This window comes from Stenotrophomonas sp. ATCM1_4, from assembly GCF_004348115.1.
Taxonomy (GTDB): Bacteria; Pseudomonadota; Gammaproteobacteria; order Xanthomonadales; family Xanthomonadaceae; genus Stenotrophomonas; species Stenotrophomonas capsici.
The window spans coordinates 3,345,564-3,369,152 of record NZ_QPFB01000001.1; the positions used below are offsets into that span (position 1 = coordinate 3,345,564).

The 23,589-nt window shown below is 67.7% G+C and carries 16 protein-coding genes; 7 read left to right on the top strand and 9 right to left on the bottom strand.

Annotated features, from left to right (window positions below; translation table 11 throughout):
• Window positions 1-226: 226 nt before the first annotated feature.
• Together ATCM_RS15360 and ybaL are read left to right on the top strand one after the other, a co-directional pair.
• Window positions 227-2,638 carry a TonB-dependent receptor gene (locus ATCM_RS15360; protein WP_132865350.1) on the top strand — a complete coding sequence of 804 codons (2,412 nt, stop codon included), beginning with the start codon at window positions 227-229 and terminating at the stop codon, window positions 2,636-2,638.
• A 184-nt stretch (window positions 2,639-2,822) separates the two neighbouring features.
• Window positions 2,823-4,529, top strand: a complete 1,707-nt coding sequence (gene ybaL / locus ATCM_RS15365) for a YbaL family putative K(+) efflux transporter (RefSeq protein ID WP_132865351.1) — start codon at window positions 2,823-2,825, stop codon at window positions 4,527-4,529.
• A 196-nt stretch (window positions 4,530-4,725) separates the two neighbouring features.
• Here the strand turns inward: ybaL and ATCM_RS15370 are convergent, their stop codons facing one another.
• Complete coding sequence (locus ATCM_RS15370; RefSeq protein ID WP_132865352.1) at window positions 4,726-5,607, bottom strand: GyrI-like domain-containing protein; 882 nt, start codon at window positions 5,605-5,607, stop codon at window positions 4,726-4,728.
• A 42-nt stretch (window positions 5,608-5,649) separates the two neighbouring features.
• Complete coding sequence (locus ATCM_RS15375; RefSeq protein ID WP_132865353.1) at window positions 5,650-6,573, bottom strand: LysR family transcriptional regulator; 924 nt, start codon at window positions 6,571-6,573, stop codon at window positions 5,650-5,652.
• Between the two features lie 124 nt (window positions 6,574-6,697).
• Between ATCM_RS15375 and ATCM_RS15380 the strand changes: the two genes are divergently transcribed.
• Window positions 6,698-7,348 carry an NAD(P)H-binding protein gene (locus ATCM_RS15380; RefSeq protein WP_132865354.1) on the top strand — a complete coding sequence of 217 codons (651 nt, stop codon included), beginning with the start codon at window positions 6,698-6,700 and terminating at the stop codon, window positions 7,346-7,348.
• Window positions 7,349-7,460: 112 nt separating this feature from the next.
• Here ATCM_RS15380 and ATCM_RS15385 read toward each other — a convergent pair whose 3' ends face one another.
• From ATCM_RS15385 to ATCM_RS15415, 7 genes are all read right to left on the bottom strand, one after another.
• Window positions 7,461-8,246: a hypothetical protein gene (locus ATCM_RS15385; protein WP_132865355.1), complete on the bottom strand. Its 786-nt coding sequence runs from the start codon at window positions 8,244-8,246 to the stop codon at window positions 7,461-7,463.
• A 211-nt stretch (window positions 8,247-8,457) separates the two neighbouring features.
• A complete protein-coding gene (locus tag ATCM_RS15390) occupies window positions 8,458-9,744 on the bottom strand; it encodes an aminotransferase class I/II-fold pyridoxal phosphate-dependent enzyme (RefSeq protein WP_132865356.1) in 1,287 nt (428 codons plus the stop codon).
• A 260-nt stretch (window positions 9,745-10,004) separates the two neighbouring features.
• Complete coding sequence (clpB, locus tag ATCM_RS15395; protein ID WP_132865357.1) at window positions 10,005-12,593, bottom strand: ATP-dependent chaperone ClpB; 2,589 nt, start codon at window positions 12,591-12,593, stop codon at window positions 10,005-10,007.
• A gap of 175 nt (window positions 12,594-12,768) precedes the next feature.
• Window positions 12,769-13,596: a DUF3014 domain-containing protein gene (locus ATCM_RS15400; protein ID WP_132865358.1), complete on the bottom strand. Its 828-nt coding sequence runs from the start codon at window positions 13,594-13,596 to the stop codon at window positions 12,769-12,771.
• 76 nt (window positions 13,597-13,672) lie between these two features.
• Window positions 13,673-15,253, bottom strand: coding sequence for a hypothetical protein (locus tag ATCM_RS15405; RefSeq protein ID WP_132865359.1), 1,581 nt, complete (start codon window positions 15,251-15,253; stop codon window positions 13,673-13,675).
• 65 nt (window positions 15,254-15,318) lie between these two features.
• The gene (locus ATCM_RS15410) at window positions 15,319-16,206 is read right to left on the bottom strand and encodes an SH3 domain-containing protein (protein ID WP_132865360.1); all 888 of its coding nucleotides are present in this window, start codon (window positions 16,204-16,206) and stop codon (window positions 15,319-15,321) included.
• 54 nt (window positions 16,207-16,260) lie between these two features.
• Entirely contained in the window at window positions 16,261-16,731 is a 471-nt protein-coding gene (locus ATCM_RS15415; RefSeq protein WP_132865361.1) for a DUF3574 domain-containing protein, read from the bottom strand.
• Window positions 16,732-16,916: 185 nt separating this feature from the next.
• Between ATCM_RS15415 and ATCM_RS15420 the strand changes: the two genes are divergently transcribed.
• The 4 genes from ATCM_RS15420 to otsA all read left to right on the top strand — a co-directional run bounded on the left by ATCM_RS15420 (window position 16,917) and on the right by otsA (window position 23,504).
• Window positions 16,917-19,355: a TonB-dependent receptor gene (locus ATCM_RS15420; RefSeq protein WP_132865362.1), complete on the top strand. Its 2,439-nt coding sequence runs from the start codon at window positions 16,917-16,919 to the stop codon at window positions 19,353-19,355.
• Window positions 19,356-19,522: 167 nt separating this feature from the next.
• Entirely contained in the window at window positions 19,523-20,269 is a 747-nt protein-coding gene (gene otsB, locus ATCM_RS15425; RefSeq protein ID WP_132865363.1) for a trehalose-phosphatase, read from the top strand.
• A 50-nt stretch (window positions 20,270-20,319) separates the two neighbouring features.
• Window positions 20,320-22,101: a glycoside hydrolase family 15 protein gene (locus tag ATCM_RS15430; RefSeq protein ID WP_132865364.1), complete on the top strand. Its 1,782-nt coding sequence runs from the start codon at window positions 20,320-20,322 to the stop codon at window positions 22,099-22,101.
• Complete coding sequence (gene otsA / locus ATCM_RS15435; RefSeq protein WP_132865365.1) at window positions 22,098-23,504, top strand: alpha,alpha-trehalose-phosphate synthase (UDP-forming); 1,407 nt, start codon at window positions 22,098-22,100, stop codon at window positions 23,502-23,504. The genes ATCM_RS15430 and otsA overlap by 4 nt, the downstream gene beginning before the upstream one ends.
• Window positions 23,505-23,589: the final 85 nt, after the last annotated feature.

The following is a 23,589-nucleotide window of genomic DNA, read 5'->3' on the forward strand; positions in this document are numbered from 1 at the left end:
CCCATTGCCGCATTGCACCCTTCCGCGCGCATGGGGAACCGGTACTTGCCCGGTCAGATGTCTGTCACCCGATCCAATATTGCTTTCAAAAGCAACGATTTAGACGCGGCGAAACGGTTTGACACGAGGTAAATTTTTGGTTAATCCGTTAATGGCGCACCGCAGAGATCCGCGAAACGCATCACCTTTCGCCCGGCGCCGCCCCCACAATCGGAGCTGCAATCTGATGAACCGCAAGTCCAGTACGCTCGCCATCGCCATCGCCGTCGCAATCGCCCTGTCCACCCCGGCCCTGCCCGCTCTGGCCCAGTCCGGTGCCCAGACCCTGGACACCGTGATCGTCACCGGTACCCGCGTGGCCGACCGCACCGTCGCCGAGTCGCAATCGCCCATCGACATCATCACCCCCGAGGCCCTGCAGTCCACCGGCACCTCGGAGCTGGCCACCGCGCTGTCGCGCGCCCTGCCCTCGCTGAACTTCCCGCGCCCGGCGCTGACCGACGGCACCAGCGGCATCCGCCCGGCGCAGCTGCGCGGCCTGTCCCCGGACCAGGTGCTGGTGCTGGTCAACGGCAAGCGCCGCCACACCTCGGCCCAGATCAACGTCAACGGCACCATCGGCCGTGGTTCCTCGGCGGTGGACATCAACGCCATCCCGATCGCCGCCATCGAGCGGGTGGAAGTGCTGCGTGACGGCGCCTCGGCCCAGTATGGCTCCGACGCCATCGCCGGCGTGGTCAACATCGTGCTCAAGGGCAGTGGCAGCGGCGGCAGCCTGGCGGTGGACTACGGCCAGTATTCGGCCGGCGATGGCAACAAGTACCAGCTCTCCGGCGACGCCGGCATCGGCTTCGCCGACGACCGCGGCAGCCTGCACGTGGCCGGCCAGGTCAGTCAGCAGGACGAGAGCAACCGCGCCGGCCCGTACCTGGGCACCTCGCCCAACATCGGCAACTTCCCGGACATCGGCGAGAAGACCTTCGTCGTCGGCGACCCCCGCGTGGATGCCACCGCGGTGTCGGCCAACCTCACCTTCAATTTCAGCGACAACGTCACCGGCTACGCCAACGCGCTGCTGAGCAACCGCGACATCACCTCCTTCGCGTTCTACCGCTCGCCCAACCACAACAACCAGGGCGCGCTGCTGGCGCAGGTGTACCCGAACGGCTTCACGCCGCAGATCAACCAGTACTCCCGGGATCGCTCGATCGTGGCCGGCGTCAAGGGCAGCACCGAGGGCGGCTTCAGCTGGGACGTGAGCGCCAACCATGGCGAGAACACGCTGGATTTCCACACCCGCAACAGCATCAACTACACCTACGGCCCGGGCAGCCAGACCAGCTTCTACGACGGCCGCCTGGAGTACAGCCAGGACATCCTCAACGCCGACTTCACCCAGGCGCTGGACTGGGGCCTGGCGTACCCGGTGACGCTGTCCTTCGGCGCTGAGTACCGCAAGGAGAAGTGGAAGCAGCTGCCGGGCGAGGCGGCGTCCTACAACGATGGCGGCCTGGGCATCCCGGGCTCGCTGTTCGGCGCGCAGGGCTTCGGTGGCTTCACGCCGAACAACCAAGTGGACGCCGACCGCCACAACTACGCGGTCTACGCGGGCCTTGAGGCCGACCTCACCGACAAGTTCTCCGCCGGCCTGACTGGCCGCTACGAGGACTACTCCGACTTCGGCGACAAATTCTCCGGCAAGCTGTCCGCGCGCTATGCCTTCACCGACAAGGTCGCGCTGCGCGCCACCGCCTCCACCGGTTTCCGCGCGCCGTCGCTGGCCCAGCAGAGCTACCAGGCGGTGACCAGCTCGATCACCGACGGCGTGTTCTACGAGAAGGGCACGTTCCCGGCCAACAGCGCCGCGGCGCGGGCGCTGGGCTCGGCGCCGTTGAAGGCCGAGTCGTCCACGTCCTACAGCGCCGGCCTGGTGCTGCAGCCGGTGGACCGCCTGTACGTGACCGTCGATGCCTACCAGATCGACATCGACGACCGCATCATCCTGTCCTCCAACATCAACAGCACCCCGGCCGCGCAGGCGCTGCTGTCCGGCCTGGGCCTGCCGCAGGTCACCCAGTTCGCCTACTTCACCAACGGCCTGGACACCCGCACCCGCGGCGTGGACGTCGTCTCCAGCTACACCGTGCCGTTCAGCGCCAGCAGCCTGGAGCTGACTGCCGCCTACAGCTACAACGAGACCGAGGTGAAGAAGTTCGCCGCCTCGCCGGCCGCCTTCGCGGCGCTGGGCATCACCCAGTCGCTGATCGGCCGCGACGAGATCGGCCGCATCGAGGACAGCTTCCCGCGTGACAAGGCGATCCTGAGCGGCACCTGGCGCTCGGACCGCTGGGAGCTGGGCCTGGCAGCCACGCGCCACGGCAGCTTCACGGTGCGCAACTCGGCCAGTGCCGCCCGCGACCAGACCTACGATGCCAAGTGGATCGTGGACGCCTCGGCCAGCTTCAAGCCGAGCGAGAACTGGAAGCTCACCGTCGGTGCGGACAACCTGCTGGACGAGTACCCGGACCGCGTCGAGAACCTGGTGAACTCCACCTACGGGATGATGCCGTACAGCAACTACTCGCCGTTCGGCTTCAACGGCGCCTATGTCTACGGCCGCATCAGCTACAGCTGGTAAGGACGCCCCCGCGTCGTGAAAGGAAGGTGCCCCGGGAGACCGGGGCATTTTCCTTTGTGGGCGACGGGGCTCACCCTTCCACCCGCGCAACAAAGAAAATCCAGATTTTTCATCCACTTTGCCGCATGAAAAGCAATGCGGCCTTTAGAATCGAGGCATCCCCCACCCGACCCCGCGAGCCCTGATGCACCATGACACCGCCCTGATCAACATGATTGCCATCGGCCTGGGCCTCGCCTTCGTGCTCGGCGCCCTGGCCAACAAGGTGCGGCTGTCGCCGCTGGTTGGCTATCTGATCGCAGGTGTCATCGTCGGCCCGTTCACCCCCGGCTTCGTCGCCGACCAGGCGCTGGCCAACCAGCTGGCCGAGATCGGCGTGATGCTGCTGATGTTCGGCGTGGGCCTGCACTTCTCGCTGAAGGACCTGATGGAGGTCAAGACGATCGCCATTCCCGGAGCGATCGGCCAGATCCTGGTCGCCACCCTGCTCGGCTGGGGCGTGGCCACGCTGATGGGCTGGCCGGTGTTGCACGGGGTGATCTTCGGCTTCTCGCTGGCCACCGCCTCCACCGTGGTGCTGCTGCGCGCCATGGAGGAACGCCGCCTGCTGGAGACCACGCGCGGCAAGATCGCGGTGGGCTGGCTGATCGTGGAAGACCTGGCCTGCGTGCTGGCCCTGGTGATGATGCCGGTGATCGCCGAGGTGTTCGGCCCGGAAGCCAGCGGCAAGAGCCCCTCGCTGATGGGGCTGCTCGGCTCGATCGGCTGGACCTTCGTGCAGTTGGGCCTGTTCGTGGTGGTAATGCTGGTGGTCGGGCGCCGGGTCATCCCGTGGGTGCTGGAGAAGGTCGCCGGCACCGGTTCGCGCGAACTGTTCACCCTGAGCGTGCTGGCCATCGCGCTGGGCGTGGCCTTCGGTGCCGCGGCACTGTTCGGTGTGTCGTTCGCGCTGGGCGCGTTCTTCGCCGGCATGATGCTCAACGAGTCCGAGCTCAGCCACAAGGCCGCGCACGACTCGCTGCCGTTGCGCGACGCCTTCGCGGTGCTGTTCTTCATCTCGGTGGGCATGCTGTTCAACCCGGCGATCATCGTCGAGCACCCGTGGCAGGTGCTGGCCACCGTGCTGATCATCATGTTCGGCAAGTCGGCCGCCGCCTTCTTCATCGTGCGCGCGTTCGGCCATTCCAAGGGCACCGCGCTGACCATTTCCGCCTCGCTGGCGCAGATCGGCGAGTTCGCCTTCATCATCGCCGGGCTCGGCGTGGCGCTGAAGATCCTGCCGCCGGAAGGCCAATCGCTGGTACTGGCCGGCGCGCTGGTCTCGATCATGCTCAACCCGCTGGTGTTCGGCCTGCTCGACCGCTGGCAGGCACGCCACAAGGAAACCACGCCGGTGCCGGAAGTACCGGACATCCCGCCGGGCCCGTCGCTGGACCTGCACGACCATGCCATCGTCATCGGCTATGGCCGCGTCGGTAGCGAGCTGGCGCAGGTGCTGCGCGACCGCGGCGTACCGGTGCTGGTGATCGACGACAACCGCGAGCACGTCGAGCGCGCGCATGCGGCCGGCATCCCCGGCATCCGTGGCAGTGCGGCGGCCGACCGCGTGCTGGCCGAAGCCCATCCAGAGCGCGCCAAGATCGCCGTGCTGGCGATCCCGCAGCCGCTGGAATCGGGCGAGGCACTGGCCAAGCTGCGCGCGATCAACCCCAACCTGACCCTGCTGGCACGCGCGCACAGCGACGCCGAAGTCCGCCACCTGCTCGAGCACGGCGCCGATGGCACGGTGATGGCCGAGCGCGAGCTGGCCTACTCGCTGGCGGAGATGATCCTGTCCACCCCGCCCTACCGCAGCCTGCGCCCCGGCGCGGCGGCCACGCTCGGCGCCTGACCCAACGCCAGCAGGGCGATGGAATGTCGGTGTACCGGGTGCCCCCGGGCCTGCGCCCACGACCCAAGCCATGTGAGCGACCTCGGCCGCAAAGCTGAGCCACTCCGCACCGTGATGGGAGCGCTGCAATTGCAGTCACCTGACCGCCGGTTGCATCGCCTGCTTCGCGGCCAAGGCCGCTCCTGCCTCCGCCCTTTCAACCCACCAGCGGCAGGTGGATGTCGGCGCGCAGGATCGCCTCGGGAGTGTGCTCCGGGTCATCCAGGAAGTGGTAATGCAGCGGCACATCGCGCAGCGCATGACCACTGGCCGGCAACCACTCCGCCAGCAACCGGTCGGTTGCCTCCTCAAGCCCGGAATAGCTGCCGACATGGCGCAGCCGCGCCCATTGACCACCGCCCATGCGCCGCAGCTGCAACGGCTCGGGCAGGGCGGGGATCGTCGCGTCCAGGGCAAGCGCGCAATCGAAGCGCAACGCTTCGGCCGGCAGTTCGCGATGGTCGTCCACCGGGATACCAATCAGCTGCTGCAACTGCTCGACCAGCCCCTGCTCCGCCGCCCAGCCGAACAGCAGGCCGAACGCACCATCCAGGTCGTCGAACGCCCCCTGTGCACGCATCGCAACCACTTCGAACGGCTCCAGCGTCACCACCTCCACGCTCAGCGGTGCCGCCGCTGCGGTGGATCCGCTGGCGGGCCGGGAGAGCCCGGCGACATGCCGCTCCAGCAGGCCCGGGTCAGCACGCAGTTCGGTGGGGCTGGCATTCAACGTTTCGCGCAGCACCCGCGCCAGTGCCTGCGGGGTGTCATAACCGGCCAGCAATGCGATCTCGGTGACGCTGGCATCGCTTCGGCCAAGACGCTGCAGGGTCTTGAGCAGGCGCAGCCGCTGCACCGTGCGACCGATGGTCTCGCCAGTCAGCGCCCGGTAAACGCGGTGGAAATGGAACGGCGAGTAATGCGCCACCGCCGCCAGCGCTTCCAGGTCCGGCAGCGGGCCACCGTCGTTGACCGCCTGCTGCAGGCAGGCAACCACGCGATCGAGCCGGGGCAAATGGGAGACGGCCTGCGTTTTCATGATCGAACTCCGTTGAAGGTGGTCCCATTCCAGCAGCCGTGCTCAGCGCCGGCGTTTCCGATCTTGCGCAATCGACACCGCACCCGGGATACCGGCCAGGTGCGCCTCCAGCAACGCGATGGCCTGCTTCACCTTGGCCGGCTGGCATTGACGATGGGGGGTAACCGCCCACACCGGCAGCGGCGGCACCTCCCACCCCGGCAACAGGCGCTGCAGCGTGCCATTGGCCAACTGCGCGCTCACGTCCAGGCAGGTCAGCACCGCCACGCCCAGACCGGCCATGCACAACTGGCGGACCGCCGGCTGGTTCTGGCTGACGATGCGCGGATGCGCCGGCACCAGGCACTCCTGGCCGCTGGCCGGATGCCGCCAGACCAGCCCCGGCACCTGCGCCACCCCCAGCCAATCACCGGCCGGCACCTGCAGTGGATCGGTCGGCATGCCATGGGCCTGCAACCACTGCGGCGCGGCGCAGGGCCAGCGCTGCAGGGTGCCGATGCGCTGCGCCATCCAGTCGCTGTCCGGCAGCTGGCCGAAGCGCAGGGCCACGTCGATGCGCGCCTGCAGCAGGTCGGTCCAGCCATCGTCGAAGTACAGGTGCACGCGCAGCTGCGGGTTGTCGTGCAACCACTGGCCCAGCGCCGGGCCAATCTGGTCGGCCATGCCCAGCGGGGCGGACACCCGCAGTTCGCCGACCGGCTCCTGCCGGGCCGCCGACAATTCCGCCTCGGCCTCGCCGGCCGCATCCAGCAGGCGCGCGCAGGCCGCGTAGTAGCGGCTGCCGACATCGGTCAGCGCCAACCGCCGCGTGGAGCGGTGCAGCAGCGGTACCCCGGCTTCACGCTCAAGCACGCGCAACTGCTGGCTGACCGCCGAGGTACTCATCCCCAGCGAGCGCGCCGCCGCACTCAACGAACCGTGCTGCACCACCCGGGCGAACAGGGCCATGCGTTTCAAGCTGTCCATCGGCCACCTCCTTGCCGCCCATTGTGAAGCATGGCTTCAAGGTGATTGTGGATTTTTGCGACTGCCACCGGCCCGGCTCCGGGAGGACACTGTCGCCAGTCCCACACAACACCAGGTACCCACCATGAAAGTCGCATTGATCGGCGCCACCGGTTTCGTCGGCCAGGCCCTGCTGGAAGAACTGCTGGCCCGTGGCCATGACGTCACCGCACTGGCCCGCCATCCCGAGAAGCTGGCCGCCCACCCGCACCTGCGCACGGTCAAGGCCGACGCCCAGGACGCCGCCCAGGTCCAGGCTGCGGTGGCCGGCAACGATGCCGTCATCAGCGCCTTCAACGCCGGCTGGAGCAACCCGGACATCTACCGGGATTTCATGAGCGGCACCCGCGCCATCGTCGCCGGCACCAAGGCCGCCGGCGTGAAGCGCTACATCGTGATCGGCGGCGCCGGCAGCCTGTACGCACCGGACGGCACCCAGCTGGTGGATTCTCCGAACTTCCCGGCCGCGATCTTCGATGGCGCCAACGCCGCGCGCGATGCGCTCAACGAGCTGAAGCAGGAAACCACGCTGGACTGGACCCAGCTCAGCCCGCCGGTAGCCTTCCACGGCGGCGGCCCGACCGAGCGCACCGGCCGCTATCGCGTCGACGGCGACACCCCGCTGAACACCGGCGACGGCGTCGGCACCATCAGCCCGGCCGACCTGGCCCTGGCGGTGGTTGACGAACTGGAGACACCGAAGCACGTGGGCAAGCGGTTCACGATTGCGTGGTGATTGCGTCGCGAAAGCGGCCCTCACCCCAACCCCTCTCCCGCCAGCGGGAGAGGGGTTGGGGTGAGGGAGACCCCGGGACACACGTCCACACCCGGCCCGCGTCGCGGGCACGTCAGGGCATGGAGGGCGCTCTCCGCCCCTGTTCGACGAATGCCTTGAAGCCCGGCCGAACCTCGCCTTCCTGACCGCCAGTCGGCCGAATCCGTCGCCACAGGTCTTCCTCGATCAGGCTCGCCCGGAACCGCTGCTCGTCGGAGAGCACCACATCAACCATGTAGGCCTGCGTCAATCCCGCCTGATCGCCGGCCCGCGCCTGTAGCCCGTAATAGGCACGCGCCAACGCCATGTCACGCTGATCCTTCATCGTGAAGGCAATGTCGCCGGCCATCTTCAGCGCGTACACCGAGCCCGACGCCGCGCTGGCATCGAGCATGGCAAACACCTGCTCGCGCGGTGCGCCCCTGCGCGCCAGATGATAGGCATAGAAGGCAAGTGCTGCTGGATTGCCGCGCTCGGACAACTCCTGCAACGTTACCAAGGGGAGGCCGAGCAGATGGCGTTCGACATCCGGCCCGGGAAAGCCACGTGCGCCCAGCCAACGCGCATCCTCTGCACTGGCAGCCACACCAGGATTCTGGGGATTCCAGCGGAAGCCGTTCTCGCGCGAATCAAAGCCAGCCGATGGCAGGGCACGCGGCACGGTCGGCACAGCCTCCACCGGCGGCACACGCATTGACGACGCATCATCAACCTCGACAGCCGACGCGCCTGATGGTGCGCGCGCATCCAGCACGCCCGCCGGACCAGGTACGGCAGACCTGCGAACCAGATGAAATGCCACGGCCACCAGGACCAACACCAACACGAACATCGCCGCCTTGCCCGCCGGAATCCTCATCCTGGAGATACCCCCTGTCGCTTTCGATCAGCAGATAGCACCGGACGGCCAAATCGGTCAAATCAATCACCATCCTGCGGGGAGGCGGCTACGTTCCAGCCATCTGCACCGATGTTTGCCAAGCAACGGGCGCTCCGTCTGCGTTCATGGGCAAGACCTGTCTTGCCGCAGGCGGATGACGCCAGTGCGTCGCCCGCCCTCACACCCCGCCTTACGCTTGGGCCAACGCCTGCTCCAGGTCGGCCAGCAGGTCGTCGATGTGCTCGATGCCGATCGACAGCCGCACCGTATCCAGGGTCACGCCGGCCTTCTCCAGCTCGGCTTCGTCCAATTGACGGTGGGTGGTCGAGGCCGGATGGGTCGCCAGCGACTTGGCGTCGCCCAGGTTCACCAGGCGGGTGAACAACTGCAGCGCGTCGAGGAACCGGGCCCCCGCCTCGCGGCCTCCCGGCAGACCGAAGGTCAGCACGCCTGAGCCATGGCCGCGCAGGTACTTCTGCACCAACGCATGCTCCGGGTGATCCGGCAGCGCGGCGTAGTTCACCCATGCCACCTTGGCGTGCTTCTGCAGGTAGGCCGCCACTGCCAGCGCATTGCTGTTGATGCGGTCCATGCGCAATGCCAGCGTCTCGATGCCCTGCAGGATCTGGAACGCATTGAACGGCGAGATCGCCGCACCGGTGTTGCGCAGCGGCACCACGCGGGCGCGGCCGATGTAGGCCGCCGGCCCCAGCGCTTCGGTATAGACCACGCCGTGGTAGCTCACGTCCGGCGTGTTGAGCCGGGGGAAACGCTGCTTGTGCTCGGCCCACGGGAAGCGGCCTGAATCCACGATCGCGCCACCCAGGCTGGTGCCATGCCCGCCAAGGTATTTGGTCAGCGAATGCACCACGATGTCCGCGCCGAAATCGAACGAGCGCTGCAGGTACGGCGTGGCCACGGTGTTGTCGACGATCACCGGCACGCCGTGCGCATGCGCGATCTTCGCGATCGCCTCGATGTCGGTGATGTTGCCGCGCGGGTTGCCGATCGATTCGACGAACACCGCCTTGGTGCGCGCGTCAATCAGTGCCGCGAAGGCCTGCGGATCTCGGTAGTCGGCGAAGCGGGTCTGGATGCCGAACTGCGGCAGCGTGTGCGCGAACAGGTTGTAGGTGCCACCATACAGCGCGCTGGAGGCCAGGATGTTGTCACCGGCCTCGGCGATGGTCTGGATCGCATAGGTGATGGCGGCCTGGCCGGAAGCCAGCGCCAGCGCACCAACACCGCCTTCCAGCGCCGCGATGCGCTTTTCCAGCACATCGGTGGTGGGGTTCATGATGCGGGTGTAGATGTTGCCCGCGACCTTCAGGTCGAACAGGTCGGCACCGTGCTGGGTGTCGTCGAAGGCGTAGGCCACCGTCTGGTAGATCGGCACCGCCACCGCGCGGGTGGTCGGGTCGGGCGAATAACCGCCATGCACGGCGATGGTTTCAGGCTTCCACTGCGGGTCGGTCATCGGGGCGCTCTGCCGGATAGAGAACTGCTGACATTAGCCCAACACCGCCGCGCAGGCGGCGACGGTTGCAGTGGTTACTTGTGCCGCGATGGCATGAGCTGATGCGCTTTGCTTTTAATGCCGCCCTCACCCCAACCCCTCTCCCGCACGCGGGAGAGGGGCTCATTTATGGCGAGATGAAACGCTGCCTGCAGTCACGCTTTCAAAGCCCCTCTCCCGCACGCGGGAGAGGAGTTGGGGTGAGGGGCAGCACTTCACACTCAGCCCTTGCGGAACTGCAGCTGCCCCGCCCCGCCGGCTTCCACCTCGATGGTGTCGCCGCTGGCGAACTCGCCGGCCAGGATCTTCTGCGCCAACGGATTCTCCAACTGCGCCTGGATCGCACGCTTGAGCGGACGCGCACCATAGATCGGGTCGAAACCCACGTTGCCCAGCAGGTCGAACGCCGAATCGGAGACTTCCAGCCTCAGGCCACGCTCGGCCAAGCGCTTCTCCAGGCCACGCATCTGGATGCGCGCGATCTGCTTGATCTGCTGCTTGTCCAGCGGGTGGAACACCACGATGTCATCCAGGCGATTGATGAACTCCGGGCGGAAGTGCGCCTGCACCACGCCCATCACCGCCGCCTTCATCTGCGTGTAGGCCTCCGGGCTGTCGTCGCCGCTCATGTCCTGGATCTGGTGCGAGCCCAGGTTCGAGGTCATCACGATGACGGTGTTGCGGAAGTCCACGGTGCGGCCCTGGCCGTCGGTCAAACGACCATCGTCCAGCACCTGCAGCAGAATGTTGAACACATCCGGGTGCGCCTTCTCCACCTCGTCCAGCAGGATCACGCTGTACGGGCGCCTGCGCACCGCTTCGGTCAGGTAGCCACCTTCCTCGTAGCCGACGTAACCCGGGGGCGCACCGATCAGGCGCGACACGCTGTGCTTCTCCATGAACTCGCTCATGTCGATGCGCACCATCGCGTCGGATGAATCGAACAGGAAGTCGGCCAGCGCCTTGGTCAGCTCGGTCTTGCCCACGCCGGTCGGGCCCAGGAACAGGAACGAACCACTCGGGCGGTTCGGGTCGGACAGCCCCGCGCGTGAGCGGCGCACCGCATCGGACACCACGCGGATCGCCTCTTCCTGGCCGACCACGCGGTTGTGCAGCATGTCTTCCATGCGCAGCAGCTTGTCGCGCTCGCCTTCCAGCATCTTGCTGACCGGGATGCCGGTCCAGCGCGAGACCACCTCGGCGATCTCCTCGTCGGTGACCTTGTCCTGCACCAGCTTGAAGTCCTTGCGCTCCATTTCCTGCGCGGCCTGCAGCTGCTTTTCCAGGTTGGGCAGCACGCCGTACTGGATCTCGCTCATCTTGGCGAAATCCTGCCGGCGCTGCGCGGCCTCCAGGTCGAGCTTGGCCTTCTCCACCTGCTCCTTGATCTTGGTCGCGCCCTGCAATGCGGCCTTCTCCGACTTCCAGATTTCATTGAGGTCGGAGAACTCGCGTTCCAGCGTGTCGATGTCGGTTTCCAGGTCGGCCAGGCGCTTGCGCGAGGCGTCGTCCTTCTCCTTCTTCAGCATCTCGCGCTGGATCTTGAGCTGGATCAGGCGCCGCTCCAGGCGGTCCAGCTCCTCCGGCTTGGAATCGATCTCCATGCGGATGCGCGAGGCCGCCTCGTCCATCAGGTCGATGGCCTTGTCCGGCAGCTGGCGGTCGGTGATGTAGCGGTTGGACAGCGTGGCCGCGGCAACGATGGCCGGGTCGGTGATCTCCACGCCATGGTGCACGGCGTAGCGCTCCTTCAGGCCGCGCAGGATGGCGATGGTGTCCTCGACCGTGGGCTCGCCCACCAGCACCTTCTGGAAGCGGCGCTCCAGCGCGGCGTCCTTCTCGATGTACTGGCGGTACTCGTCCAGCGTGGTCGCGCCGATGCAGTGCAGCTCGCCGCGCGCCAGCGCCGGCTTGAGCATGTTGCCCGCATCCATCGCGCCATCGGCCTTGCCCGCACCGACCATGGTGTGCAGCTCGTCGATGAACAGGATGATCTGGCCTTCGTTCTTGGCCAGGTCGTTGAGCACGCCCTTCAGGCGCTCCTCGAACTCACCGCGGAACTTGGCCCCGGCGATCAGCGCGCCCATGTCCAGCGACAGCACGCGCTTGCCGCGCAGGCCTTCGGGCACTTCGTCATTGATGATGCGCTGGGCCAGGCCTTCGACGATGGCGGTCTTGCCCACGCCGGGCTCGCCAATCAGCACCGGGTTGTTCTTGGTCCGGCGTTGCAGCACCTGGATGGTGCGGCGGATTTCCTCGTCGCGGCCGATCACCGGGTCGAGCTTGCCGCTCTCCGCGCGCGCGGTCAGGTCGATGGTGTACTTCTCCAACGCCTGGCGCTGTTCCTCGGCATTCTCGCTCTGCACGGTCTCGCCGCCGCGCAGCTTGTCGATGGCGGCCTCGATCTTCTTCTTGTCAGCACCGGCCGCACGCAGCGCCATGCCGGCCGCGCCGCCATCGTCGACGGCGGCCAGCAGGAACCACTCGCTGGCGATGAACTGGTCGTTGTGCTGCTGGGCCAGCTTGTCGGTGGTGTTGAGCAGGCGGCTCAGGTCATTGCCCATCGACAGGTTGCCTGCCTGGCCGGAGACCTTGGGCAGCGCCTCCAGCGACTCGGCCAGCCGCTCGCGCAGCACCGGCACGTTGACGCCGGCCTGGGCCAGCAATGGCCGGCTGCTGCCGCCGGGCTGGTCGAGCAGCGCGCTGAGCACGTGCACCGGTTCGATGATGTTGTTGTCGCGACCGACCGCCAGGGACTGCGCGTCGGACAGCGCCTTCTGGAAGTTGGAGGTGAGCTTGTCCATCCGCATGGGTCTTCTTCCTCGAATAAAGGGGGCCAGCGTCGCTGGCGATACTGGTTCAGATGCGGTTGCAACGGTGTGATTCAAGGGTGACGACTACCCCCTGTTCAGCCATTGCCTGCTTCCCGTCCAGTATCGCCAGCCGATCTGGCCCGACCTTGATCCAGCGCAAACCCGTCATGGCTCAGCCGCGCGTGACCGCCACGCGGATGGCCTGCAGCTGTTGCTTCACCGCCTTGCGCTGTCCGGCATCCAGCCGCAGCAGCGCTTTCTGCCCCACCGACAGCGACTGCAGCGCCGGGTCGACGAAGCGGTATTTGCCCTTGCCATCCGGCGCCAGCGCCAGCGGGCCCGAGGGCTCGGGGGTCTGCAGCAGGTGGTCGATCACCGCCACCAGACGGTCGTTGAAGTGCCCATCGGGATGCCCTATGTCGCGGTAGGCCTGCTGCACCAGCGGATAGAAGCGCACATAGGCCGTCGCCAGGGACTGCGCATCGGCCTGGGTGAAAGCCTTCACCCAGGGCGCGTAACGCTCGGCGTTGGCCGCAGCCAACTGCTCGACACCGTCGCTGCCCTGTGCCACCTGCAGGCTGCCCGGCATCGGTTGCAGGGCCATCGCCGAGGCCGGCAGGCTGGGCTGGGTGAGGTTGTCCACGTGCACCACCCACCGCTGGATCAGGTGCTCGCGCAGCAGCACCGCCAGCACATCGGCGGGGAACACTCCTGCCAGCGCCTGCCAGGCGCCGGCATCACTGTCCGCCAGGGCCGGCAGGGCGGGATCGGCCGCCACGTCCGCATCCAGCGGATAACGGGGCGACGTCGGCCCCGTGGCGGGAGCAGGTGACGGCGCCGACGAGGGGTCAGCAGGTCCATCCAGCGGTGGGGGTGTCGTGGCGGCGGGCGCTGCCGGCCGCAAACGGGCCAGGTCATCCTTGAACAGCCAACCGCCGACACCACCGATCGCCACCACGCCCAACACCACCCAAGGCCACACCGCACTGCGCTTTTCCATCACATCCACCTTGCTTGCATGTGAAGGTGTGACCGGCGCAACGCCGGTGGGTTCCCCCCGGCGCCACCGCGCGTGTTCAGCGCGGCTTCTGCAGCGACATCAAGCCGATTACCGTGGCCAGCACCGCGTAGGCGGCGGCGACCTGCAGGGTGATCGCCTGGCGCAGCCCTTCCAGCTGCCACGGCAGGTAGATGCCGCCGCGCGGATCGGTGGAATGGATCACCCCGAACGCACTGAGCACCGCGGCCACCAGCAGCAGCATCACCGCCACGCCCGGGCGACGCTCGATCAAGGCCACCAAGGCCGCCGCCCACAGCATCGCGGTGATGATGAAACCGTTGCCCAGCACCTGCAGCGTGGCCACGTCCGACAGCCCATGCCCGTCCACCGCCGCATACAGCGCGGCGGCGGCCTCCGGCGCCACCCAGGTGCCGAACTTGATGTTGATCAGGTAGGCGATGGCCGGCAGGAAAGCCAGCGCCACCGCGATCGCATGCTCGCGCTTGGTCTGCTGGAAGGCCTGCACCGTGATGTCCAGACCGACGAACACGATGATCGGCGCCAGCACCGCCACCGGCAGCCACTGCACCAGCCCGGCGACCACGCCGAGCATGCCGCCGATGCCGATGAACAACCCGGTCAGCAGCGTGTAACCACTGCGCGCGCCCAGCCGCTTGTAGGCCGGCTGTCCGATGTAGGGCGTGGTCTGCGCCACGCCGCCGCAGACACCGGCCACCAGCGTGGCGATGGCCTCGACCAGCAGCACGTCGCGGGTGCGGTAGTCGTCACCGGCCGCGCGGGCGCTCTCGGCGACGTTGATGCCGCCCACCACCATCAACAGGCCGAATGGCAGCAGCAGCGACAGGTACGGCACGGTCAGCGGCAGGCCATCGACGAAGCCCAGCGACGGCAGCGGCAGCGCCACCGCCAGCGAGATCGCCGGCGGCCACTGAAAGCCGGTCAGCACACCGGCCGAACCCAGCCCGTAGTACAGCCCCACGCCGACCAGCAGCGCGAACAGCACCCCCGGCAGGCGCAGCGGCACCACGCCGCGGGCGACCAGCACGTACAGCAGCACGCCCAGCGTGACCAGGCCGACCAGCGGCTGGCGAAGGCTTTCGATCAGCGGCAGGAAGCCAAGCAGGGTCAGCGCGGCGCCACCGATCGAACCGAGCAGGGCCGCCCGCGGCACGTGCCGGGTCACCGCATCACCGACGAAGGACAGCACCAGCTTGAGCAGGCCCATCACCACCAGCGAGGCCATGCCCAGCTTCCAGGTCAGCAGGGCCGCCGCGGTCGGGTCCAGGCCCTGCTGCTTGAAGCCGGCGAAGGCCGGGCCCAGCACCAGCAGCGCCATGCCGATGCTGGTCGGCGCATCCAGGCCCAGCGGCATCGCGGTGACGTCATCGCGGCCGCTGCGCGCGGCCAGCCGGTGCGCCATCAGCGTGTACATCAGGTTGCCGATCAGCACGCCCAGCGCGGTGCCCGGGAACATGCGGCCGAACACCACCTCGGCGGGGAACTGGAAGATGCCAACCAGCGCCATCGCGATGAAGCCGAGGATGGACAGGTTGTCGACCACCAGGCCGAAGAAGCCGTTGAGGTCGCCGGGCACGAACCAGCGGGCACGTGCGGTGGGGGAATGCGGGGAATTCATGCGGGAGTTTCGTCAGCAGGGCCGGCCTGGATCAGCCGGCGGAAGGGGGAAAGGAAACACGTGGCTCATTCCGGGTCGGGCACTTTCACCCAGCCCAGGATCGGACCGCGCGCGGGATTGAGGTAGCGCACCTGCAACCAGCCATCGGCCTCGTCCAGCAACTCGACGCGGTCGCCCTTGACCAGGTAGCGCCGGGTGGCAGTGTCACCGGCGCGGCTGTAGAGCGGCAGGCGGGCCGGCACCACCGACGCACCCCAGCCCTTCATCGGCACGTCGGCCAGCGGGGGATCGAATGCATTCCACAGCGCGCGCTCCAGGCGCTTGCCCGAGGCATCCCAGGTACTCCAGACCACCAGGATGCCCATGTCTTCCGCACTGTCCAGGGACAGCACCCGGGACATGCCACTGGTCTCGACCAGTGCGCCGCGCATCGAGCGGTACAGGTAAAGCCGGTCACCCTGGTAACGGTATACGTCGCTGTACCACATCGGCCCGCTGCGACAACTGCTGCTCAGCGTGCGCGAGGCCGGATCCGGGGACAGCGTCCACAGGCCTTCGCAGCTGATCTCCGGCCCGGTGGGTGCGGCCAGCACGCGGAACCGGCCACTGTCCGGCTGGTACAGGTACACGGTGAAGGACTCATTGACCTGGCCCAGCGTCGCGCTGGTGGCCAGGTCCTGGTAGCCGTCGAAGTTGTAGTCCGCATGGCCCAACCGCGTGCCCCCGTCTTCCTCATCGGTGGCCGCCGGCAGCAGTTGCCGCGCCGATGAACGGTCGGTACCGACCTCGACGGTGCCCGCCCCTGTCAGCCGCGCATGGGCAATCACGCCGGCGGTGACCTCGAAGCGGATCTCGCTGTCATCGGCCAGCGCCGGCGGCGCCAGCAGCATCCCAGCGGCAATCAGCATGCCGATGGCGGCGCAGCGGCGGGAGGCGGGGGTATGTGGCGTCATCAGGTGACTCGTCGAAAGGCGGACCAGCGCGCAGGCTAGCCGATCCGGCACCGATCAGAACGACACCTCGACCGGCTGCCGTGCCCACAGCACCGACTGGTGGTGGGTGGCCTGCTTCCACGCCAGGCGGATGGCCTCGATGTCGTTGCGCCGCTGCGGGGTGTCCTCGTGCAGGATCACCAGCACCTTGGTGCTCAGCCGGTTCGGCTCCGGCGCCCCGCGGAACAGCCACTGGCCATAGGCGTCGAACACGGTCAGGCCATCGGGGAACCGCGGCGTCACTTCCTTGTCCAGGAACGCGCGCCATTGCGCCTGGCTGATCACGTCGGTCTGCTCCCGCCGGGACGGGCCGGTTTCCTCGCCCACCCCGAAATACAGCTCGCTGCGCACCCAACCGCCGGCCTCGGCCGGGCGCTGCGCATCGCCATGCAGCGCGGCGGTGGCTGGCTCGGTGACCGGCGGTGCGGCGATGGCGCTGGTGGCAAGGCCCAGCAACAGGGGGAGAACAACGGCGTGCAACTTCATGGAAAACCTCCGGACAGGGCAACACGGTGGCATCCATCGCACCGCAGGGGATATCACGGACGGTCATCAGCTCATGGCATCCAGGGCTTGCAACCGGCCGCGCGTTAACGCCAAGATAATATATCGCTTCATCCGGATGGATGTAAGTGTAAAACCTCTCCCCCTTCGTTCTGCCCGGAGTTTCCATGTCCCGCCCCACCACGGCCCCGCTCGGCCTGGCCATCGCGCTGGCGCTGTCTTCCCCCGCCTTTGCCCAGGAAGCCGCGCCGAACAGCGCCACCACCCTGGACACGGTGATCGTCACCGGTACCCGCGCGGTGGACCGCACCGTGCTCGAATCCACCTCGCCGGTGGACGTGCTCAGCGCCGAGGACATCCGCAAGGCCGGCGTGGTCAATGGCGAGCTGGGCAGCGCACTGCAGGCGCTGCTGCCGTCGTTCAATTTCCCGCGCCAGTCCAACTCCGGCGGTGCCGACCACGTGCGCGCCGCGCAGTTGCGCGGCTTGTCGCCGGATCAGGTGCTGGTGCTGGTCAACGGCAAACGCCGCCACAACAGCGCGCTGGTCAACACCGACAGCAAGATCGGCAAGGGCACCACGCCGGTCGACTTCAACGCCATCCCGGTCAGCGCGATCAAGCGCATCGAGGTGCTGCGTGACGGCGCCGGCGCGCTGTACGGCTCGGACGCGGTGGCCGGCGTGATCAACGTGATCCTGGACGACGCCGCGGAAGGCGGCGCCATCGAAGCCAGCTTCGGTGCGCACCACACCGACCTCAAGCCGATCAACCGCACACTGACCGACGGCCAGGCCAGCTTCTTCAGCGCCAAGGTCGGCACCGCACTGACCGATGACGGTGGCTTCCTGCGCGTGGGCCTGGAATACAAGAACCGCGAAGCCACCAACCGTGCCGGCTTCGACCAGATCCCGCCGTGGGAAGCACAGACCCCGGACAACCTGGCCCTGGCCGGCAAGCGCAACTATGCGCTGGGCGACGGCGCCAGCAAGGACATCAACGCCTGGTTCAACACCGAGATCCCATTCGGCGAGACCTCCAGGGCCTATGCCTTCGGTACCTACAACCAGCGCGATACCGAAGGCGCCAACTACTTCCGCTATCCGGATGGCGAGGCCAACTGGAAGGCGCTCTACCCGAACGGCTACCGCCCGGTCTCCGAAGGCGAGAACCTGGACGTGCAGCTGGTCGGTGGCGCCCGTGGCCAATGGGGCGAGTGGAACTACGACGCCAGCGTCGACCACGGCCGCAATGAATTCACCTACCGCCTGCGCGACTCGCTCAACGCCTCGCTCGGCCCGACCAGCCCGACCCGCTTCAAGACCGGCGACTTCAGCTTCGAGCAGACCGTGGCCAACCTGGACGTGGGCCGCATCTTCGTGCGCGAGAACGACAGCCACAGCCTCGGCTTCGGCATCGAAGGCCGCCACGAGCGCTACGAGACCGGCGCCGGCGACCCGGCCAGTTACGCCGCCGGCCCGTACACCGACCGCCCCACCGGCTCGCAGGCCGGCGGCGGGCTGACCCCGCAGGACGAAGCCAACCTGTCGCGCGACGTGTTCAGCGCCTATACCAGCCTGTCCTCCACCTTCGGCGAGAAGTTCTCCACCGACATCGCCGCCCGCTACGAGCACTACCAGGACTTCGGCGGCGAACTGACCGGCAAGCTCGGTGCGCGTTACGCGTTCGCCCCGGCGTTCGCGCTGCGCGGTGCCATCTCCAACAACTTCCACGCGCCGTCGCTGAGCCAGATCGGCTACGAGTCCACCTCCACCGGTTACACCGCCGGCGGCCAGCTGGTGCAGGGCCGCCTGCTGTCGGTCAACAACCCGATCGCCCGCGCGCTCGGCGCCACCGACCTGAAGCCGGAGAAGTCGATCAACTACAGCCTGGGCTTCACCAGCCAGATCGGCAGCCACTTCGACCTGTCGCTGGACCTGTTCCAGATCGACATCGACGACCGCATCGCGCTGTCGGAGAGCATCACCGGTGACGCGTTGACCACCTTCGTGCAGCAGCAGTTCGGCATCAGCGGACTGGAAAGCGCGCATTACTTCGTCAATGCCGCCGACACCCGCACGCGCGGCGCCGAGTTCGTCGCCAACTGGCGGCAATCGCTGGGCGATGGCGAGCTGCTGCTGACCGGCACCTGGAGCTACGCCAAGACCGAGCTGAAGAACGTGGTGGCCACGCCGTCGCAGCTGCTCGCGCTGGACCCGGACTACGTGCTGTTCGGCGTGGAGGAAAGCAACACGCTGACCGACGCCGCCCCGCGCACCCGCGCGCAGCTGGCCGGCAGCTGGGCCAATGACCGCTGGTCGCTGAGCAGCCGCGTGAGCCGGCACGGCAGCGCCACGCGCGTGTTCGACTTCGGGGGCGGCTACGAGCCGACGCAGACCTATCGCGCCGAATGGCAGCTGGATGCGGAAGTGGAATACCGCATCACCCCGAAGTGGAGCGTGGCCATCGGCGGGCAGAACCTGACCGACAACTACCCGGACAAATCCAACCAGGACATCTACTACTTCGGCAACCTGCCCTACGACGTGCTCTCGCCGATCGGCAGCAATGGCGCGTACTACTACGGCCGCGTGCGGTACACGTTCTGACCCACGGACGCAGGCGGGGATTGCGTCCCCGCCTGCGTCCTGCCGTGCAGTGTGCGCTGCCTGATCGTCGGGCCGAGGCACCTTTGGCAGGTTGGGGTGAAATTCCAGCCCCTCGGGCTGCACACCTGATTACCTCCCCCTAACATCCGTTGCGGCATAGTGGCCGCATGCTCGAAGAACTCCAGCGACCGGCCCCACCGGCGCTGACGGACAACGACGCGCTGTTCCTCGATGTCGACGGCACCCTGGTCGCCTTTGCCGACCATCCTGAAAAGGTGGTGCCCGCCGACGACCTCCCGCACCTGCTCGCCGTGAACGCACAGCGCCTGCACGGCGCGGTGGCACTGGTCAGCGGCCGTCCCATCGCGCAACTGGACCAGCTGCTGTCCCCGTTGCGCCTGCCCGCCGCCGGCCTGCACGGCACACAGCTGCGCTCCACCGCCGATGCCGAAGTTGTCGGCGGCGACACCGCGCAATGGCTGCATGCCCTGCACCAGCAGGCGATGCGGCTGGCCCATCAACACCCCGGCATGCTGGTCGAACACAAGGGCAGCGCGCTGGCCCTGCATTGGCGTACCGCGCCACAGGCGGCCGGCGCCATCGTCGCCTTTGCCCAGGCCCAGGTGGCGCAGCTGCCGGGCGTTCGCCTGCAACCGGGCAACCAGGTCATCGAGTTCGTCAGCGCCGACCACGACAAGGGTGGAGCGGTGCTCGCGCTGATGCGCACCCCGACGTTCGAAGGACGTCGCCCGATCTTCGTCGGCGACGATCTCACCGACGAAGCCGGCTTCGCCGCCGCCATGCGCCAGGGCGGGCATGGCGTGCTGGTCGGCAACCGCACCGCCAGCCACGCACGCTACGGGCTGGCCGACGTCGCCGCCGTGCACGAGTGGTTGCGCGGCGCCCTGCCGTAGATCCTGCGGCCCCCATGGCGCCTGGGCGCCCTCCACAACAGGAGCAAGTCATGCAACGGGCCGATCTGGACCTGGCCGTCATTGGCAACGGAAGTTTTGGCGCGCTGATCGACAAGCGGGCGCGCATCGTCTGGAGCTGTCTGCCCGCCTTCGACGGCGACCCCGCGTTCTGTGCGCTGCTCAGCCCACGCGACCATGACGGCGGCGACTTCGCGGTGGAGCTGGAAGACTTCGCCGACAGCGAACAACACTACTTCACCAACACCGCCATCCTGCGCACGGTGTTGCGCGACACCCGGGGAGGAGCGATCGAGGTGATCGACTTCGCGCCACGCTGGAAACGCCATGGTCGCCTGTACCGCCCCCCCAGCGTGATCCGGCGCATCCGCCCGCTGTCCGGCAGCCCGCGCATCCGCATCCGGGCGCGTCCCTTGGCCGATTGGGGCGCACGTACCCCCGAATCCACCTGGGGCAGCAACCACCTGCGCTGGTTGTTGCCCGGCTTCACCCTGCGCCTGACCACCGATGTGCCGGTGCGCTTCATCCGCGAGGGCACCGCGTTCGCGCTGACCCAGCCGGTGGAACTGGTGCTGGGCGTGGATGAAACCCTGCAGCGCAGCCTGGCCGGTTACGCGCAGGATGCCTTCCAGCGCACGGCCGAGTACTGGCGTGAATGGGTGCGCTACCTCTCCGTCCCGCTGGAATGGCAGGACGCGGTGATCCGCAGCGCCATCACCCTGAAGCTGTGCCAGTACGAGGACAGCGGCGCGATCATCGCGGCCATGACCACCTCGATCCCGGAGGCGCCCGGCAGCGCGCGCAACTGGGACTACCGCTACTGCTGGCTGCGCGATGCCGCCTTCGTGGTACGCGCGCTCAACCGGCTGGGCGCCACCCGCACGATGGAGGGCTTCCTGCACTACATCTTCAACCTGGCCACCAGCGACGGCAGCCTGCAGCCGTTGTACGGCATCGGCATGGAAGAGAAGCTCGACGAGAGCGAGGTGCCCTCGCTGGCCGGCTACCGCGGCATGGGGCCGGTGCGCTGCGGCAACCTGGCCTGGGTGCAGAAACAGCACGACGTGTATGGCTCGGTGGTCCTGGCCTCCACCCAGCTGTTCTTCGACCAGCGCCTGGAAGCCCCCGGCGATGCGGACACCTTTGCCCGCCTGGAACCGCTCGGCGAGCGCGCCTATGCCCTGCACGACGTCCCCGACGCCGGACTGTGGGAGTTCCGTGGCAGGACCTCGGTGCACACCTACACCTCGGCGATGTGCTGGGCCGCCTGCGACCGCCTGGCCAAGATCGCCTCGCGCGTGCAGTTGCCCGAACGCGCCCTGCTCTGGCGCCAGCGGGCTGATGCGATCCACCAGCGCGTCATCGAACGTGGCTGGAACGCGCGCCTTGGGCATTTCACCGATGCCTGGGACGGCCAGCACCTGGATGCCTCGCTGCTGCTGTTGGCCGACATCGGCTTCATCGATGCCCTGGACCCGCGCTACGTCGCCACCGTCGAGGCCATCGGCCGCGAGCTGCGCCATGGCAACGCGCTGTACCGCTACATCGCCCCGGATGACTTCGGTGCACCGGAGACCAGTTTCACCATCTGCACGTTCTGGTACATCGACGCACTGGCCGCGATCGGCCGCGTGGCCGAGGCGCGCGACCTGTTCGAAAGCGTGCTGGCACGCCGCAACCACGTCGGCCTGCTGTCCGAGGACCTGGCCTTCGACGACGGCGAGCAATGGGGCAACTTCCCGCAGACGTATTCGCACGTTGGCCTGATCACCGCCGCCATGCGCCTGTCGCGACCGTGGCAGGACGCGTCGTGAGCCGCCTGGTGGTGGTGTCCAACCGGGTGGCGATGCCCGGCGAATCCCGTGCCGGCGGGCTGGCGGTCGGCCTGCTGGCCGCGTTGAAGGAACGCGGCGGCATGTGGTTCGGCTGGAGCGGGCGCAGCGTCAACGAGGACAGCGGCCCCCTGCGCGAGCAGAGCGAGGGCAACATCCGCTTCGTGACGATGGATCTGTCCAGACCCGACCTGGACAACTACTACAACGGCTTCTCCAACCGCGCCCTGTGGCCGCTGTTGCACTTCCGCCTGGACCTGGTGGACTACGACCGCCGCAAGCGCGAAGGCTACTGGAAGGTCAACGCCCTGTTCGCCGACAGGCTCGCGCCACTGCTGCGCGAGGACGACACCGTGTGGATCCATGACTACCACCTGATCCCGTTGGCGGCGATGCTGCGCGAACGCGGCATCGGTTGCCGCATCGGCTTCTTCCTGCACGTGCCGGTGCCCTCGGCGGACCTGATCCAGGCCCTGCCCGACCACCGCAACCTGTTCTCCACGCTGTACGCCTACGACCTGCTGGGCTTCCAGACCCGCCGCGACGTCGACCGCTTCCAGTCCTATGCGCGCCTGTTCGGCGGCGGCACGCTGGTGGACAGCGAGTGGATCCAGGCACCAGACGGCCGACGCATCCGCACCTCGGCATTTCCGATCGGCATCGATACCGCCCACATCGCGCGGCAGGCACACGGCGCGACCCGCAACAACGCGGTGCGCGCCCTGCGCCGCAGCCTGCAGTTCCGCAAACTGGCCATCGGCGTGGACCGCCTGGACTACTCCAAGGGCTTGCCCGAGCGCTTCCATGGCTTCGAGCACTACCTGGACCGCTACCCGCAACAGAAGGGCTCGATGACTTTCCTGCAGATCGCACCGGTCTCGCGCGGCAGCGTCACCGAGTACCGCAAGCTGCGCACCGACCTGGAGCGCCTGGCCGGCCACATCAATGGCAGCCACGCCGAAGCCGACTGGACCCCCCTGCGCTACGTCAACCAGAACTACGCGCACAGCACGCTGACCGGCTTCTACCGCGAGGCCGCGGTGGGATTGGTGACCCCCCTGCGCGACGGCATGAACCTGGTGGCCAAGGAGTACGTGGCATCGCAGGACCCGGAGAATCCCGGCGTGCTGGTGCTGTCACTGCTGGCGGGCGCGGCGGACGAGCTCAAGCAGGCACTGCTGGTCAACCCGCATGACCTGGACGGCGTGGCCGATGCGATCGCCGCCGCCGCCAACATGCCGTTGGGCGAACGCATCGAGCGTTGGCAGCTGATGATGCAGCACCTGCGCGAGTACGACATCAATCGCTGGCGCCGCGACTACCTGCAGGCACTGGAAACACCGCCCTCACCCCAACCCCTCTCCGGCATGCGGGAGAGGGGCTAACTCATGACGAACCGACGCAATCCGAGCCCGTCTCCCGCATGCCGGAGAGGGGTTGGGGTGAGGGGCCGTGGGGGCAAAACGCTGG

Coding starts and splice junctions, on each gene's coding strand:
- ATCM_RS15360 (WP_132865350.1), top strand. CDS start 227: ATGAACCGCAAGTCCAGTACGCTCGCCATCGCCATCGCCGTCGCAATC.
- ybaL (WP_132865351.1), top strand. CDS start 2,823: ATGCACCATGACACCGCCCTGATCAACATGATTGCCATCGGCCTGGGC.
- ATCM_RS15370 (WP_132865352.1), bottom strand. CDS start 5,607: ATGAAAACGCAGGCCGTCTCCCATTTGCCCCGGCTCGATCGCGTGGTT.
- ATCM_RS15375 (WP_132865353.1), bottom strand. CDS start 6,573: ATGGACAGCTTGAAACGCATGGCCCTGTTCGCCCGGGTGGTGCAGCAC.
- ATCM_RS15380 (WP_132865354.1), top strand. CDS start 6,698: ATGAAAGTCGCATTGATCGGCGCCACCGGTTTCGTCGGCCAGGCCCTG.
- ATCM_RS15385 (WP_132865355.1), bottom strand. CDS start 8,246: ATGAGGATTCCGGCGGGCAAGGCGGCGATGTTCGTGTTGGTGTTGGTC.
- ATCM_RS15390 (WP_132865356.1), bottom strand. CDS start 9,744: ATGACCGACCCGCAGTGGAAGCCTGAAACCATCGCCGTGCATGGCGGT.
- clpB (WP_132865357.1), bottom strand. CDS start 12,593: ATGCGGATGGACAAGCTCACCTCCAACTTCCAGAAGGCGCTGTCCGAC.
- ATCM_RS15400 (WP_132865358.1), bottom strand. CDS start 13,596: ATGGAAAAGCGCAGTGCGGTGTGGCCTTGGGTGGTGTTGGGCGTGGTG.
- ATCM_RS15405 (WP_132865359.1), bottom strand. CDS start 15,253: ATGAATTCCCCGCATTCCCCCACCGCACGTGCCCGCTGGTTCGTGCCC.
- ATCM_RS15410 (WP_132865360.1), bottom strand. CDS start 16,206: ATGACGCCACATACCCCCGCCTCCCGCCGCTGCGCCGCCATCGGCATG.
- ATCM_RS15415 (WP_132865361.1), bottom strand. CDS start 16,731: ATGAAGTTGCACGCCGTTGTTCTCCCCCTGTTGCTGGGCCTTGCCACC.
- ATCM_RS15420 (WP_132865362.1), top strand. CDS start 16,917: ATGTCCCGCCCCACCACGGCCCCGCTCGGCCTGGCCATCGCGCTGGCG.
- otsB (WP_132865363.1), top strand. CDS start 19,523: ATGCTCGAAGAACTCCAGCGACCGGCCCCACCGGCGCTGACGGACAAC.
- ATCM_RS15430 (WP_132865364.1), top strand. CDS start 20,320: ATGCAACGGGCCGATCTGGACCTGGCCGTCATTGGCAACGGAAGTTTT.